Annotated in this window: 15 protein-coding genes; 12 read left to right on the top strand and 3 right to left on the bottom strand. The window is 34.7% G+C overall.

Translation table 11 applies throughout. The features are described 5' to 3' along the window. Positions 1-193: 193 nt before the first annotated feature. Positions 194-586 (top strand): DUF1573 domain-containing protein, encoded by a 393-nt coding sequence (locus B2Z27_RS17640; protein WP_082643031.1) that lies wholly within the window; start codon positions 194-196, stop codon positions 584-586. 53 nt (positions 587-639) lie between these two features. On the opposite strand, the gene B2Z27_RS17635 is transcribed toward B2Z27_RS17640, so the two are convergent. Continuing rightward, positions 640-1,977 (bottom strand): aspartyl protease family protein, encoded by a 1,338-nt coding sequence (locus tag B2Z27_RS17635; RefSeq protein WP_286814670.1) that lies wholly within the window; start codon positions 1,975-1,977, stop codon positions 640-642. 146 nt (positions 1,978-2,123) lie between these two features. Between B2Z27_RS17635 and B2Z27_RS17630 the strand changes: the two genes are divergently transcribed. The 9 genes from B2Z27_RS17630 (at position 2,124) to B2Z27_RS17590 (ending at position 11,038) form a co-directional block, all read left to right on the top strand. Beyond that, positions 2,124-3,314 carry a pyridoxal phosphate-dependent aminotransferase gene (locus tag B2Z27_RS17630; protein ID WP_286814669.1) on the top strand — a complete coding sequence of 397 codons (1,191 nt, stop codon included), beginning with the start codon at positions 2,124-2,126 and terminating at the stop codon, positions 3,312-3,314. After that, the gene (murB, locus tag B2Z27_RS17625) at positions 3,314-4,330 is read left to right on the top strand and encodes a UDP-N-acetylmuramate dehydrogenase (protein WP_286814668.1); all 1,017 of its coding nucleotides are present in this window, start codon (positions 3,314-3,316) and stop codon (positions 4,328-4,330) included. Before B2Z27_RS17630 ends, murB begins: the two co-directional genes overlap by 1 nt. A gap of 204 nt (positions 4,331-4,534) precedes the next feature. Continuing rightward, a complete protein-coding gene (locus B2Z27_RS17620; protein WP_058105951.1) occupies positions 4,535-5,098 on the top strand; it encodes an RNA polymerase sigma factor in 564 nt (187 codons plus the stop codon). Then, entirely contained in the window at positions 5,095-5,853 is a 759-nt protein-coding gene (locus B2Z27_RS17615) for an anti-sigma factor (RefSeq protein WP_058105950.1), read from the top strand. Before B2Z27_RS17620 ends, B2Z27_RS17615 begins: the two co-directional genes overlap by 4 nt. A gap of 74 nt (positions 5,854-5,927) precedes the next feature. Continuing rightward, on the top strand, positions 5,928-6,131 hold the full coding sequence (locus tag B2Z27_RS17610; RefSeq protein WP_058105949.1) for a hypothetical protein: 204 nt from the start codon (positions 5,928-5,930) through the stop codon (positions 6,129-6,131). 42 nt (positions 6,132-6,173) lie between these two features. Then, positions 6,174-6,734 (top strand): RNA polymerase sigma factor, encoded by a 561-nt coding sequence (locus B2Z27_RS17605; protein ID WP_058105948.1) that lies wholly within the window; start codon positions 6,174-6,176, stop codon positions 6,732-6,734. 101 nt (positions 6,735-6,835) lie between these two features. Then, positions 6,836-7,711 carry a lipoyl synthase gene (gene lipA / locus B2Z27_RS17600; RefSeq protein ID WP_058105947.1) on the top strand — a complete coding sequence of 292 codons (876 nt, stop codon included), beginning with the start codon at positions 6,836-6,838 and terminating at the stop codon, positions 7,709-7,711. Positions 7,712-7,811: 100 nt separating this feature from the next. Continuing rightward, complete coding sequence (gene gap, locus B2Z27_RS17595; protein WP_286814666.1) at positions 7,812-8,822, top strand: type I glyceraldehyde-3-phosphate dehydrogenase; 1,011 nt, start codon at positions 7,812-7,814, stop codon at positions 8,820-8,822. Continuing rightward, positions 8,819-11,038 (top strand): hybrid sensor histidine kinase/response regulator, encoded by a 2,220-nt coding sequence (locus tag B2Z27_RS17590; RefSeq protein WP_286814665.1) that lies wholly within the window; start codon positions 8,819-8,821, stop codon positions 11,036-11,038. Before gap ends, B2Z27_RS17590 begins: the two co-directional genes overlap by 4 nt. On the opposite strand, the gene lpxK is transcribed toward B2Z27_RS17590, so the two are convergent. Beyond that, positions 11,019-12,020, bottom strand: coding sequence for a tetraacyldisaccharide 4'-kinase (lpxK, locus tag B2Z27_RS17585; RefSeq protein WP_286814664.1), 1,002 nt, complete (start codon positions 12,018-12,020; stop codon positions 11,019-11,021). The two genes, B2Z27_RS17590 and lpxK, sit on opposite strands and share 20 nt — an antisense overlap. Positions 12,021-12,070: 50 nt before the next feature. Here lpxK and B2Z27_RS17580 point away from each other — a divergent pair, with 50 nt between their 5' ends. Together B2Z27_RS17580 and B2Z27_RS17575 are read left to right on the top strand one after the other, a co-directional pair. Further along, complete coding sequence (locus tag B2Z27_RS17580; RefSeq protein ID WP_286814663.1) at positions 12,071-13,165, top strand: Nif3-like dinuclear metal center hexameric protein; 1,095 nt, start codon at positions 12,071-12,073, stop codon at positions 13,163-13,165. A 1-nt stretch (position 13,166) separates the two neighbouring features. After that, positions 13,167-13,946, top strand: coding sequence for a zinc ribbon domain-containing protein (locus B2Z27_RS17575; protein ID WP_058105943.1), 780 nt, complete (start codon positions 13,167-13,169; stop codon positions 13,944-13,946). Between the two features lie 76 nt (positions 13,947-14,022). Here the strand turns inward: B2Z27_RS17575 and B2Z27_RS17570 are convergent, their stop codons facing one another. Then, positions 14,023-15,372, bottom strand: a complete 1,350-nt coding sequence (locus tag B2Z27_RS17570; RefSeq protein WP_286814662.1) for an FAD-dependent oxidoreductase — start codon at positions 15,370-15,372, stop codon at positions 14,023-14,025. Between the last annotated feature and the right edge of the window lie 71 nt (positions 15,373-15,443).

The raw sequence follows: 15,443 nt of genomic DNA, 5'->3' as shown, positions 1-15,443 counted from the left end.
ATTTGGAACAGTTTTTGAATAAATAAATATGTGGTTATTAAAAATAAAGCCGAACTGACATTCTAACGGTCATTTCAGCTAAATTTTACCTAAAATTAAATACGAAACAAAAATAAGTAACGTTAGAGTATAACAAAAGGATTTTGAGGTTGATCTGAAAAGATTTAATTTTGAAATCCACCCAAAATTAAAAATGATGAAAAAAATAGTACTTGTATTATTTGTAGGCTTACTAGGATTTAGCTTGACCGCTCAAGACACTGCGGCCAAAATAGAGTTTAAGTCAGAAACGGTTGATTATGGTGAAATAGCAAAAGGTTCTGACGGAGTTAGAGTTTTTGAATTTACCAACACCGGTACTGCTCCGCTTATTGTAAGTAAAGTAAGTTCTAGCTGTGGATGTACAATTCCAAAAAAACCGGAAGACCCAATTTTACCAGGTAAAACAGGTGAAATTCAAGTTAAGTATGATACTAACAGAGTTGGACCTATTCGTAAAGCGATTACGGTAATATCTAATGCAGATACGCCAACAAAAGTTTTAAAGATCAAAGGAGAAGTAAAAGCTTCTACCGGTACCAAATAAAAATTACTGTTGTAAAATTAAAAGCCCAACTTTTCAGTTGGGCTTTTTTTGTCTTATTGATCATCAAAAAGGGGTTTTAACTCAAAGCTGAACAACAAATCATTGTCATAACGCTCTACCAAAACTTTTATCCTTTTATCTTTCTTTACATTAAGCATGTGCATGATCTCTTGTAATTTGTATCTATGAATACGCTTACCATTTACAGCCAAAATTACATCACCCTCACGCAAGCCTGCTGAATGTGCCGGACTCCCTTGACGAATTCCCGATACAATTATCTCTGGCACCAAACTCAACCTTGTAGCTCCTTGAAGCAAGATTTGAACATCTCCATAAGATTTTGCATTACTATGGACAACACCGTTAGCATCGGTAATTCTTTCTGAAACATACCGCATACCGGCATGTTGAAGATCAATACCACTTATATTATACTGAAATAGTTTACCAAAGTTTGAATTCTTGGTTAGTATGAGCTTTTCTTTAGCATAATCAAACACCACATGAAAGCGCTTTATAATCTCCCCGCCAAGACTGCCATTTCTACCACCAAAATCAGCAATAGTATTAAATGTTTCCATATCAGGAAATGCTGCCTTGGCATCGCTCAAAATAAAATCAGAAATCTTTAAATGATTTATTTTGGTTCTCTTTCCAAAAATATCTCCCGCCAAACCTTTGCCAAGAAAATCCTGATAGTGTTTTTTTGGAAGTTGAATTCTCTCATCTTCAAACAACCAAACCGCATCACTACTACCCGTATCCAACAATAACTTAACAGGAATTTCATCGGTTTTATTGATCATCACATGAGCATCTAAATATGCTTTTCTTCTAATTACCGACATGTCCACTACCCTAGTATGCTTAGACGCTTTATATGTATAAAGCGCTGGATCATAAAACTTAATGGTCTTTTTGACATAATTGACATCCACAACAAAATCCCTAAATAAATCATACCCAATAATACCATGCACAGGAATACCCAGACTTGGAGAAAAATTAATTCCAGCATCCATCACTACATAAATATTTTGATAAAGGTTCTTTACACCACCCAGTTCCACCCTATTATTGGTAGACTTTAATGCGTTAATGGGATCACCTTCCCCCAAACCGTTAATGGTTATCTCCGTAACATTATTCAGCTGAATGGAATCCTGATCCGCCAAATTGAACAGTATGGGCGTGCCCACACCAGAATCTAACACAAAAGACAATTCAGTTCCGTTTACCTCTACAGGAATAATCATAAGATTATTAATAAGCTGAAATTTTACTTTTTGAAACTTCTTGCCCTTTGGTAATTGGTATGTTTGTGCATTTACAGATAAACCTGCACAACCCGCAAAAAGAATCAAAAAAAGAATATATCTACGTAACATAATCTATATGAATTAGTTAAGCCTTTTTAAGATACGTAAATTTTTAATACGATCGCTATATTTAACAGCACATAGAAGTTTAAATAAAATACAATTTAATTGTAAGTACCATTATCATTTATCACTTTTGCGTAAAATATAATTATATGCCATCTGTCTCAAATAAAGGGCTTACCATGCCCCAATCACCCATTAGAAAACTAGTTCCTTTCGCTGAAGGCGCTAAAAAGAAGGGGATTAAAGTCATTCATTTAAATATTGGACAACCGGACATAAAGACCCCTCAACAAGCATTAGATGCCGTAAAGAACAACAACATTAATGTCTTGGAATATAGCCGTACCGAAGGTTCTGAAGAATTTAGAAGCAAAATTGCCCAGTATTACATCAAAAATGATATTCCGGTAAATGCCAATGAAATTATAGTGACCACTGGTGGATCTGAAGCTTTGTCCTTTGCCATGAATACCATTGCAGATACTGACGATGAAATTATAATTCCAGAACCTTTTTATGCAAATTACAATGGCTTTGCAACTGCCTGTGGCGTAACTGTGGTTCCTGTCGTTTCTAAGCTTGAAGATAATTTTGCCCTTCCTCCAATCGAGGAATTCGAGAAATTGATTACCTCAAGAACCAAGGCTATTTTAATTTGCAACCCAGGTAACCCTACAGGATATCTATATAGCAAAGAAGAAATACAAAAATTAGCAACACTGGTTAAAAAGCATAATATATTCTTGGTTGCTGATGAAGTATACCGTGAGTTTACGTATGACAACAAGACACACACTTCAATTTTAAAGGAAAAAGGCTTAGAAGAACACGCCATTGTCATTGATTCCGTTTCAAAAAGATATAGTATGTGCGGAGCTAGAATTGGTTATTTAGTTTCTAAAAACAAAGACTTTATTGCAACGGCTCTCAAATTTGCACAAGCGCGATTATCACCACCAACCTATGCACAAATTGCTAGCGAGGCAGCTTTGGACACTCCTGATAGTTATTTTGCCGAAGTTAAAGAAGAATACGTTGCCCGAAGAAATCTTCTTATTACTGAACTTGAAAAAATAGAAGGCATTAAGATTGCCAAACCTAAAGGTGCGTTTTATTGTATTGCCGAATTGCCTATTGAAGATGCCGACCATTTTGCGCAATGGCTATTAGAAGACTTTAGCTTAAATAACGAAACTGTCATGGTAGCACCTGCAGCTGGATTTTACGCTACAAAAGGTCTGGGTAAAAAACAAATTAGAATTGCTTACGTTCTGGATAAAGAAAGTCTAAAACGTGCAGTACACATTTTAAGCGAAGCACTTAAAAATTACAAGGGTTAATGATCATTTATGACCACTTTTCTTTAAAGAACTACAATACTTTTGGTATTGATGCCACGGCTAGATACTTTGTGGAAGTAACCACTATTGAAGAATTACAGGATATTTTAGAGAATAACTCGTATCCAAGAAAAATTCTTATTGGTGGTGGTAGTAACATGTTGCTTACAGACTATATTGATGCTCTTTTTATACACGTTAATTTAAAGGGCAAGCAGATAGTTTCACAAGATGACAATAATGTGATCGTCAAAGTAATGGCCGGAGAAAATTGGCACAATATGGTAATGTGGGCAATTGACCATGATTTTGGTGGTTTAGAAAACATGTCTTTAATACCTGGTAATACCGGTACGGCTCCTATCCAGAACATTGGTGCCTATGGGGCAGAATTAAAAGATTGTTTTGTAAGTTGTGAAGCTGTCAGAATAGAAGATCAACAATTGGTAACTCTTTCTAAGGAGGAATGTCAATTTGGCTATAGAGATTCGTTCTTTAAAAATGAAGGCAAAGACAAGTACGTAATTACATCGGTAACTTTCTCCTTTACAAAAAAGAACCATAATATTAATTCTGGATACGGTGCTATAGAAAATCAATTGCTTAAGGAGTCTATTTCAAATCCTACAATAAAAGATATTTCCAATGCCGTAATAGCAATTCGCCAAAGTAAGTTGCCAGACCCAAAAGAATTAGGAAATAGTGGTAGTTTTTTTAAAAATCCGATTGTCACAAAAGAAATTTTCACCCGGTTCAGCACAACATATCCAGAGGCACCTTTTTACAAAGTATCAGATGACTGTTTTAAAATTCCTGCAGGCTGGTTAATAGAACAATGTGGCTTTAAAGGAAAACGTTTTGGCGATGCCGGCGTACATAAAAATCAAGCATTGGTACTGGTCAATTATGATAATGCCACCGGTAAAGACATTCTAGATCTTGCAGCAAAAATTATTAAAGAGGTCAAAGGAAAATTCGAAATTGAAATAAGTCCAGAGGTTAATCTAATAAAATAACCCCTGTAAAATTTACAGGGGTTATTACCAAACCAAACCAACCAAAAACAAAGTGGGCAGTTACCAGCTGACCACTTATTCAATATATATTTTTAGAAAACGCCACTTTAACAATCAATTTTATAATTTAGCGTTTAAGCATATACGGTTCAATCTTAGCATTTGGATGTCCATTATAAAAAAATATGTACATCTTTTTAAATTATGAGCACTCTATTAGAAAATCATATTGTTGAATTATTACAAGAGCGAAACGAAAAAGCGATTTCCCTTTTGTACGATAACTATGCTGATACCCTATTGGGTGTTGCCAATAAAGTAGTACGGGATCCAGAACTTGCGCAAGACGTGGTTCAAGAATCGTTTGTGAAAATTTGGAAGAAAGCAGATTCATACGACCCTAAAAAAGCGAAACTTTTTACTTGGCTTTTTAGAATTACACGTAACACTGCAATAGATAAATTAAGAAGTGTAAACACAAAAAGTGATAAAGAAATCCAAATAGATGTTTCAGACGTATATACTTTAGGTGTTGAAAGCACAAGACCAGAATTAATGGATGTAAAAGAACATCTAGACAAAATTGAAGAAAAATATCAAATTGTACTAGAAGCTCTTTTCTTTCAAGGCATGACCCAACAAGAAGCAAGTGATGAGTTGGATATACCATTGGGAACCATTAAATCTAGATTAAAGATAGGATTGCGCGAATTAGGCAAAATCTATGGTCCTGCCGTAATAGCCATGATATTAAATATTGTATTATGAAAGACAAAATAAAAATTTTCCTCGATTCAGATTTGTTGGAAAAATATCTTTTAGGAACCACTACAGAGTTAGAAAGCTTACAAGTGGAGCGCTACATTGCCATGTACCCTGAAGTTAGGGAAACCTATGCAGAGCTACAGGAAAACCTTGAGATTTTTGCTAAGTTACACGCCATTGAAGCCCCACAAGGACTTAAGGATAAAATCAACGCAAGAATTAAAGCGGAACGTAAAGGCAGAAAAAGATTTTACAGCTATGCTATTGCAGCTAGTATTACCGCTATACTATTTATTGGCATTTCAACTTTCTTCTGGAATCAGAACCAGAGTTTACAAGAAGAGAACAGCGTTGTTAGCAATAAAATAAAATTACTAGAGGAGAATATGAAAGAGCAATTGGAAGACGTACGCAACCAATTTATTGTACTTAACAATCCACAGACTAAAAAGTATAACGTAAAAGGCAATCAAAAAGCAAAGGAGCTTAAAGCCGTGGCATACATTAATCCTGTTAAAAAACTATCCTATATTAATGTTAGCAAATTGCCTAATATTCCAGAAAGCCAGTGTTTTCAAATGTGGGCAGAGGTTAATGGCAAAATGATCAATCTGGGTATTATAGAGGAAGCAGGAGACCAACAAAAGTTGCTTGCACTGCCATACGCGGAAAATGCCGTTGGTTACATTACCATAGAACAAAAAGGTAACAACCAAGCACCGACTGTAGAAAATATAGTTGCCAACATAGCTTACTAGGTCAACTCACATAAAGTATTCTTAAAGCCCCATATTTGGGGCTTTATTTTTTATCTTTGTATAAAATTCAGCATATGAAACTAGTATTATTGACCATTGGGTTATTAGCATTGGCTTTTGCAGGAATAGCTATTAAAATATGGTCTAAAAAAGATGGTAAGTTTGCAGGTACATGTGCCAGCCAAAGTCCGTTTCTAAATCAAGATGGGCAAGCTTGTGGTATGTGTGGCAAAATGCCAGATGAACAAGATTGTAAAAAAGATTTAATCTCAGAATAAGTACACATACTTCTTAAAACAAGGAGTTTACAATATCGGTATTTGAATAACACAGACAAATTAGAAGAAACAATTCTTAAAGCTAAACAAGGCAATCAAATTGCGTTCAGCCGTTTATTGGATATGTTTTGGAACGATGTGTATGGATTTCAACTAAAACGTACCGAAAATGAGAACGACTCTGAAGACATTACCATACAGACCTTCTCAAAAGCGTTCGATAAAATTCACACCTATAATGATGCTTATGTTTTTAAGACATGGTTGATAACCATTTCAAAGAATATACATATTGATCTGGTGAGAAAGCGAAAAAAGAGTTTGTTAGATTCCCATAGCAACACAGAGGCCATAACTTCAGCTTTAGATGCTACCCCTTCCATGGAAGATCAACTTATTCAAGAACAGAATTTAGCCGATTTACTAAGGGATATCAAAAAATTGAAACCTCATTATCAAGCGGTAATCAACTTAAGATATTTTAACGAGTTGAGCTATGCCGATATAGCAACTCAATTAAATGAACCTATTAATAGTGTAAAGGTTAAGTTACTAAGGGCAAAAAAGCTACTTTCAGAAATTATTGAAGCAAGAAAAAAATAACATATTGGTTATTACGTAATTTTTTCACCTTCATTTGTGTAGAATACAATTCTACTTTATCCTCATTTTTATAGTTCGTATATTTGTATTAAAATTATCGCATGTCAACAGTTGTAAAAGAAAATGTTGCTCCACCAAAAGGCAAACCAAAATGGCTACGGGTTAAATTACCTACCGGTAAAAAATATACCCAGCTTAGAGGCTTAGTTGATAAGTATGATCTTCATACCATTTGCACCAGTGGTAGTTGCCCTAATATGGGAGAATGCTGGGGAGAAGGTACGGCTACCTTTATGATTTTAGGTAATGTTTGTACAAGATCATGTGGCTTTTGCGGTGTTAAGACAGGTAGACCTGAAAACGTAGATTGGGCAGAACCGGAAAAAGTAGCTAGGTCCATTAAAATAATGGGAATCAAACATGCTGTAATTACCTCTGTAGACAGAGATGACCTTAAAGATATGGGCTCTATTATTTGGGCAGAGACCGTTAAGGCCATAAGAAGAATGAACCCTACAACAACTTTAGAAACTTTAATTCCTGATTTTCAAGGAATAGAAAAGCATTTGGATAGAATTGTCGCTGTTGCCCCTGAGGTGGTATCACACAATATGGAGACCGTTAAAAGGCTGACCAGGGAAGTACGTATACAAGCAAAATACGAACGTAGTCTTGAAGCTCTTAATTATCTAAAAAAACAAGGTATTAATAGAACCAAGTCTGGTATTATGCTAGGTTTAGGCGAGCATGAAGATGAAGTTATAACAACTTTGGCAGATTTACGAAAGGCAGACGTTGATGTTGTAACTATTGGGCAATATCTACAACCCTCTAAAAAACATCTTCCTGTAAAAGAATTTATTACCCCTGAACAGTTTAAAAAATATGAGGATATAGGTCTAGAAATGGGCTTTAGACATGTAGAAAGTGGCGCTTTGGTAAGATCATCTTACAAAGCACATAAACACATTCTTTAATTTATTTTTTTAACCGCTCCTAGATTTTCAAAGTTTATTGGTTAACCCATGGTTTCCATTAAACTTCTGATTTCACAAGTATAAAAACTTACGATAACCAATGCAGAAATTAAATATTGGCATTAATGGTTTCGGAAGAATAGGTAGAACCCTATTTCGCCTTTTGCAAGAACATCCTAACTTAAATGTTGTAGCAATAAATGATTTGGCAGATGCCAGAACACTTTCACATTTACTAAAATATGATAGTATTCATGGTACCTCGGCGCTTAATATTTCATGTGATGAAAATCATATTATCGTCAATGATGGTCGCATAATTTTACACAACCAATCTCATCCATCAAAAATAAATTGGGCGTTAACCAATACTGACTTAGTGGTAGAATGTTCTGGAAAATTTAAGGATCGGGAAACCCTTGCTTTCCATATTAAAAACGGAGCTAAAAAAGTAATTCTTTCTGTACCGCCAACTGAAGATGATATTAAAATGGTTGTTTTTGGTATCAATGAAAATTCATTGACAGCAACAGATGATATTATTTCTAACGCATCTTGTACTACCAATAATGCTGCACCAATGATAAAAGTGATCAATGATCTTTGTGGTATAGAGCAAGCATATATTACCACCATACATTCCTACACTACCGATCAAAGTTTACACGATCAACCTCACAGAGATTTAAGAAGGGCCCGTGCAGCCTCACAATCTATAGTGCCAACAACTACAGGTGCCGCTAAAGCATTGACCAAAATATTCCCTGAACTAGCGGATACCATAGGCGGTTGCGGTATTAGAGTACCTGTTCCAAACGGCTCATTAACAGACATTACCCTTAATGTAAAAAGGGAAACGAGCATTGATGAAATAAACGCTACTTTTGAAAAAGCGGCTAAAAACCAGTTTAAAAATATTGTTCACTATACCAGCGACCCAATAGTTTCTATCGATATAAACAATAGTTGCTATTCTTGTACGTTTGATTCTTTAATGACCTCTGTCATAGGTAAAATGGTTAAAATCATTGGTTGGTATGATAATGAAACAGGTTATAGTAGTAGAATTATAGATTTAATTAACTTCATTAGTTTTAAAAAGTATATTTGAAAATTTTATTTTTAAATAAAGTAATTAAAGTTTTATTAGTCCCCATTATAATTTTGGCGACTACTACTGTCGTATTTGCCCAAGACCCAATTTCCCAAAAAGATATTCAACCTTATTTTGATCAAGCACGAAAGTTCAAAAATCAAGACAAAATAGACCTTGCCCTAGAAACGTTGAACACAGCTGCCAATGAAGCAGAAAAACGTGAAGACATTAAAGGTTTAATTGATAGTCTTCATGAACTGGCACTTTTATATTTAAGAATTGACAAAGAAGGTGATACAGAATTCTATTGGGATCGTGCCAGCGTTTTATTAAAAGATATTTCTTACCCATACGGTGATGGCATGCACAAGTATATTGAAGCTATATTACTACATAGAAGTAATAGAAACTTTCAATCCCTATTTATGCTAAACGAGGCCAAGCAGCTAAATAACGATCGTAATTTTTACAATAATCTATTGTTGACAGAAGCAAAGGTTTATTTAAGTCTTGAAAAATACGATAGTGCCTCTAAAAATTTGAATTCACTTTTGGTCAATACAGACTTGTTTGAAAAAGAATATTTAACAAGTCAAGCATATCTTACCCTTGCCGAACTAAATCTAATTCAGGAAAATTTTTCTGAAGCTGCCAAAAATGGCGAAAATGCCTTGGAAGTTGCCACACATAATGGTTTTCTAGAGGACATTAAAGATGCAAATATTCTCTTGACCTCGGTTTATGAAAAATTAGGACTATACCAAAAATCATTGGTAAACAGTCAAAATTTAGTTCAATTGAAGGACTCCATTTTCAATGTTGAAAAGAATAAAATAGAAGCAAAAACTGCAGATAAAATAAAGGATAATTATAAAACTGAAGAGATTGCCCGTCAAGAAAAGAAAATTGAAGAACTGACGGAATCTCAGAACAGATCTGAACTAACGGCTATTTTAACATCTGCTTTTTTAATTATCATATCATTATTGGCTGTTACACTTTATAGAAACAATCAAATAAAATTAAAGACCAACGATCTTTTACAGACTAAAAACAAAGAACTACAAATAGCAAGAGATGGTGCAGTACAAGCTATGGAAGCTAAGACCAACTTTCTCTCAACAGTAAGTCATGAATTAAGAACTCCACTTTATGCTGTTACTGGTCTCACCCATTTATTACTTGAAGAAAACCCTGAAGAGCACCAAAAAGAACATTTAAAAGCTTTAAAATTTTCGGGTGATTACTTACTTAATTTCATCAATGATATTTTACATATCAATAAAATTGACGCCAATAAGCTTGAACCCTTGAATATGGAGTTCAATCTAAAAAAGGTAATTAACGAAGTAATTAATTCACTAGGACAAAGTGCCAAATCTAACAATACCAACCTTATTTTAGAGTATGACCCTAAAATACCTAGCCATTTACTTAGTGACCCATTAAAGTTATCGCAGATTTTCATGAACCTAATCGGTAATTCGATTAAATTCACCAAGGGAGGTGAAGTTAGGGTGATTTCTAAACTTTTGAACAAGGATCAAGATGATGTCACCATTTACTTTGAAGTGAAAGATAATGGAATAGGCATATCAAAAGAAAAACAGAAAAGTATTTTTGAAGGTTTTGAGCAAGGGTCCATTCAAATAAACAGGGAATATGGCGGAACGGGACTTGGCTTAACCATTGTAAAAAGTCTTTTGGGTCTTTTCAATAGTCAAATTGAACTAGAAAGTAATTTAGGAGAAGGAAGCTCATTCTTCTTTGAGATTAAAATGAAGAGTATTGATGATCTTGCCGAGGATGTTGCTTTTGAAATTGCTCCTAAAGACTATGACTTTAAAGGTCTTCATTTATTGATTGTTGAGGATAACAAAATCAACCAGGTCATTACCAAAAAAATGTTGACCAAAAGAGATATGACCAGTGATATTGCCAATAACGGTCATGAAGCGGTTGATCTTGCCAAAGAAAATGTATATGATGCCATTTTAATGGATATACACATGCCAGGTATTAGTGGTGAAGAAGCTACCATAGAAATTAGAAAGTTCAATCAAGACACTCCTATTATTGCCTTAACCGCAATTTCTTTAGATGATAGTTTAGAAAGTTTTTATGCTGCCGGATGTAATGATGTTGTTACAAAACCATTTAAGCCAGAGATTTTCTACCAAAAAATAGGTGAAAATATTTTTGACAAAAAGCCTAAGAATTCTTTGTCATAAACTGCAGTAATTCCTGCCTCAAAGCTTCTTTCCCATCATATAGAAACTCATGTTTCACTTCAATATAATGTAGGTTTGGAATTTTTGACTTTAGCCTTACGTAATCCTTTTCAGTAGTAAGAATCGTTTCCTTCTTTTTTAAATCCTCTATTTCAGCATCGGTAAAAAAGTGATGATCGTTGAATTTCAAATGCTCAAATGTAATACCTGATGATTTCAAAAACATCTCTAAAGGAGTCGGGTTGGCTATACCCGTTACCAAAGTCACGTTTTTAGTTTTTAAGCTTTCAAGTGGCATTTCAACACCCTTTAAATCTCTATTATAATCCAAATAACTAAAAAATACTTTTTGGTAGTGTTTGGGAGCAAGTTGTAAAAGTATTGTTGATTTATCGGAATTGGATAAATCTGAAGGGCATTTGGTTATTACTATAATGTCTGCCCGGTTTGCCTCTCCTTTAAAATCCCTTAAATCGCCTGTAGGCAAATACCAGTCATTGACATACAAGTTATCATAAGCCGTTAACAATATTGAAAAATCAGGTTTTACCTTTCTGTGCTGAAAAGCATCATCCAATAAAATAACATCGGGATCAATATCTGTCATTAATTGGTTTATTCCATTTCTTCTATCTGCATCAACTGCGACCGCAACTTTTGGAAATTTCTTTTTTAATTGAAACGGTTCATCACCTAACTCCTCTACACTGGTATGATTACCGGCAAGTAAAAATCCCTTAGTTTTTCTCTTATACCCCCTGCTTAATATAGCAACTCTAAAACTTTCACCTAGTTCACGTACCAGTAATTCTATCATAGGTGTTTTACCAGTACCGCCAACGCTTAAATTACCTACACAGATTGTTTTTACAGCAAACGTTTTAGATGAAAAAACACCCATGTCGTATAATCGATTTCTAAAAAAAACAATTAATCCGTATAGGAGTGAAATGGGAAAAAGAAGTTTTCGTATTAGCTGCATTAGAACGAAATTATAATAATTTATCTTTGAATATCTTATTTTTCCATAAAATGACTGTAAAAGACATCACCCGAATATTAGAAGAATTTGCCCCACTACCCTATGCCGAGGATTTTGATAACGTTGGCCTATTGGTGGGCAATGCAACAAATGAAGTGAGCGGAATATTGGTTACGTTAGACACCTTAGAGAATGTTGTTGATGAAGCTATCGCCAAGAATTGTAACTTTATTGTTAGTTTTCACCCTATCATTTTCGGTGGCTTAAAAAAGATTACTGGTAAAGATTATGTGGAACGTGTAGTCATTAAAGCTATCAAAAATGATATTTCCATTTATTCTAACCATACCGCACTTGATAATGCCCGTTACGGAGTCAATGCCAAAATATGTGAGGTACTAGGTCTTTCGAATACAAAAGTGCTACTTCCCCAAAAGAACACGATAAAAAAATTAACTACGTACGTACCCAAAAATGCTATTGAAGAAGTGAAAAATGCTCTTTTTAAGGTAGGTGCCGGTAACATTGGCAACTATTCCAATTGTAGCTTTTCGGTTGAAGGAAATGGCACCTATAAAGCCAATGAAGGTGCAAACCCCACCATTGGTACAATTGGAACTACACATACCGAGAACGAAGTGATGCTCACATGCGTGTTTGGAAAAGATCGGGAGTCCGTTATAATTAATGCGCTATTGACCTCACACCCTTACGAAGAAGTAGCTTATGATATACAAACTATTGAAAACACCAACCAACATATTGGTATGGGCATGATTGGCGAATTAGACCAAGAGGTTTCAGAAATGCAATTTCTAAATGACCTTAAGCTCAAAATGAACGCAAAATTGGTGCGACATTCCAATTTATTGAACAAACCCATTAAAAAAGTAGCCGTTTTAGGTGGCAGTGGTTCTTTTGCCATTGGAGCGGCAAAAGCTGCCAAAGCAGACGTATTTGTTACTGCTGACCTTAAATATCATCAATTTTACGAGGCTGAAAATCAAATAATTTTGGCAGATATTGGACACTTTGAAACTGAGCAGTTTACAAAAAACCTTTTAGTTGATTATCTTACAAAAAAAATTCCTAATTTTGCAATCCATTTATCGGAAAGTATAACAAATCCCATCAATTATTTTTAATATGGCAAAAAAAGAAGATTCGTCTGTAGAAGCAAAGTTAAGAGCATTATATGATCTGCAATTAATTGATTCTAGGGTTGATGAAATAAGGAATGTTCGTGGTGAACTACCTTTAGAAGTAGAAGATTTGGAAGATGAAGTCCTTGGCCTAAAAACGAGAATGGATAAGCTTAAAACCGATTTAGAGAATATAAACTTTGAAATTGGTGCTAAGAAGAACCTGATTGAAGAAGCAAAGGCTTTAATTAAAAAATACGGCGAGCAACAAAAAAATGTTCGTAATAGTAGAGAGTTCAATTCTATTAGTAAAGAATTGGAATTCCAAGAATTGGAAATTCAATTAGCTGAAAAGAACATTAAAGAATTCAAAGCTCAAATAGAGCAAAAGAAAGCTGTTATCTCTGACACCAAAGAACGTTTATCTGAGCGTGAGGCACACTTAAAGCATAAGAAAGGTGAATTAAACGCTATTCTTGCTGAAACGGAAAAAGAAGAAAAAGCGTTGTTGGAAGAGTCTATTAAATTCCAAGATAAAATTGAAGAGCGTTTGGTTAAGGCATATGCCCGTATCCGTAACAACGTTAAAAATGGTTTAGCTGTTGTTCCAATTGAAAGAGGAGCATCTGGTGGGTCTTTCTTTACAATTCCACCACAGGTACAAGTTGAAATTGCTTCAAGAAAAAAAATCATTACAGATGAGCATAGTGGTCGTATTTTAGTTGACCCAGTTTTAGCTGAAGAAGAAAGTGAAAAAATGCAAAAAATGTTCGCTAAATTATAATAGCGCACATTGTATAAAAAAAAAGAAAAGCCATCTTTAGAAGATGGCTTTTTTTATTGGTATTCGTATAAAATTCTCAGGAACCGGCTAACAGCTTCAACATTAAGTTCTCAACCTCTAAACTATCCCAATTTTCTTCAATATTCGATATTTTCATAACTTCTTTCATTATTTCTTCCTGTGCATCACCTTCCGCTAATGCTTCTGCATAAGGTCTACTGGAAAAAGTAACCCTGCTATATGCAGGTATCCACTTTTCTGGGTGTTTTGTAGAAAAGTGTTTTTCTATTTTCTTTTGAAGTAAAAAATTAGCGTCTGCAGTTTTACTGCTCATCTCTATGAAGTTTCTATAACTCAGCTCTGCTATAGCATCGGCATTTGGCTTGCGTTTTTCTTGATAGGTAGTAAAAATACACTCCCAATCATCTCCAAATTCCTGAATAAGCTGATTTAAGACATAAATATCTTCAAAACCAGCATTCATACCCTGACCATAAAAGGGAACCACAGCATGGGCAGAATCTCCTACCAGCGCTACTTTGTCCCAATAGGTCCAAGGATAGCATTTCATAGTTACCATGGCACTTGTAGGGTTTTTAAAGAAATCTTCGGTAAGGTTTTCAATTTCATCCTTTACATTTGGAAAATAAGAATTGAAAAAGCCTACAGCATCTTTCTTTGTTTGTATACTTTCAAAAGATACTTCCCCTTCAAATGGCATAAAAAGGGTGCATGTAAAACTGCCATCTAAATTGGGCATAGCAATAAACATGAATTTACCTCGCGGCCAAATATGAAAAGAATGCTTATCTAGTTTATGTGTACCGTCTGCATTAGCAGGTATGGTCAATTCTTTATATCCAACATCAATAAAATCTTGCGAATAGTCAAACCTACTACGTCGTTGCATTTTATGTCTCACCCTAGAAAATGCCCCGTCACAACCAAATACCAAATCAAATGGATATTCTTTCCACTCGCCCCTTTCACTTTCACCTGTGTAAACAACCGCCCTTGGCAGATCAATATCCCATACCTTTTCTTCAAAACGAAAGTCTACTCCATTATTTTCGGCTAAATCTATCATTCGTTTGTTCAGGACCCCTCTTGATATGGACCAAATTGCCTCACCATCCTTACCATATTTTTGAAAATACTGTTCTTTACCAATAACGTGCATGGCCCGTTTGTCTAAAGGAATGGCTATTTTTTTTATCTCCTCTTCTATTCCAACAGTTTTTAAAGCATTCCATCCCCTATTGCTCATAGCCAGGTTAATGGATCGACCAGAAAACTCAATATTTCTAATATCCGGTCTTCTATCAAACACCGTTATTTTATGTCCGTATCTCTTTAAGTAAATAGCTAGTAAAGATCCTACTAATCCAGAGCCGATTATGGCAATATTCTTTTTTTCTTGGGTCATGTATTGGGCTTTAAGCCTACATTAAGTGAATGTTAAAAATATGAAATATTGCCCAAAATTTAAGCTTTATC

The organism is Maribacter sp. UBA3344 (assembly GCF_002362375.1).
GTDB lineage: Bacteria > Bacteroidota > Bacteroidia > Flavobacteriales > Flavobacteriaceae > Maribacter > Maribacter dokdonensis.
Note: the sequence above shows the minus strand (reverse complement) of the source record. Positions and strands in the feature narration are given on the sequence as shown.

Bases quoted from the DNA above. Each gene is read 5' to 3' on its own strand.
- gap (WP_286814666.1), top strand. From the start codon at position 7,812: ATGCAGAAATTAAATATTGGCATTAATGGTTTCGGAAGAATAGGTAGA.
- B2Z27_RS17580 (WP_286814663.1), top strand. From the start codon at position 12,071: ATGACTGTAAAAGACATCACCCGAATATTAGAAGAATTTGCCCCACTA.
- lipA (WP_058105947.1), top strand. From the start codon at position 6,836: ATGTCAACAGTTGTAAAAGAAAATGTTGCTCCACCAAAAGGCAAACCA.
- B2Z27_RS17620 (WP_058105951.1), top strand. From the start codon at position 4,535: ATGAGCACTCTATTAGAAAATCATATTGTTGAATTATTACAAGAGCGA.
- murB (WP_286814668.1), top strand. From the start codon at position 3,314: ATGATCATTTATGACCACTTTTCTTTAAAGAACTACAATACTTTTGGT.
- B2Z27_RS17615 (WP_058105950.1), top strand. From the start codon at position 5,095: ATGAAAGACAAAATAAAAATTTTCCTCGATTCAGATTTGTTGGAAAAA.
- B2Z27_RS17575 (WP_058105943.1), top strand. From the start codon at position 13,167: ATGGCAAAAAAAGAAGATTCGTCTGTAGAAGCAAAGTTAAGAGCATTA.
- B2Z27_RS17635 (WP_286814670.1), bottom strand. From the start codon at position 1,977: ATGTTACGTAGATATATTCTTTTTTTGATTCTTTTTGCGGGTTGTGCA.
- B2Z27_RS17630 (WP_286814669.1), top strand. From the start codon at position 2,124: ATGCCATCTGTCTCAAATAAAGGGCTTACCATGCCCCAATCACCCATT.
- B2Z27_RS17640 (WP_082643031.1), top strand. From the start codon at position 194: ATGATGAAAAAAATAGTACTTGTATTATTTGTAGGCTTACTAGGATTT.
- B2Z27_RS17610 (WP_058105949.1), top strand. From the start codon at position 5,928: ATGAAACTAGTATTATTGACCATTGGGTTATTAGCATTGGCTTTTGCA.
- lpxK (WP_286814664.1), bottom strand. From the start codon at position 12,020: ATGCAGCTAATACGAAAACTTCTTTTTCCCATTTCACTCCTATACGGA.
- B2Z27_RS17570 (WP_286814662.1), bottom strand. From the start codon at position 15,372: ATGACCCAAGAAAAAAAGAATATTGCCATAATCGGCTCTGGATTAGTA.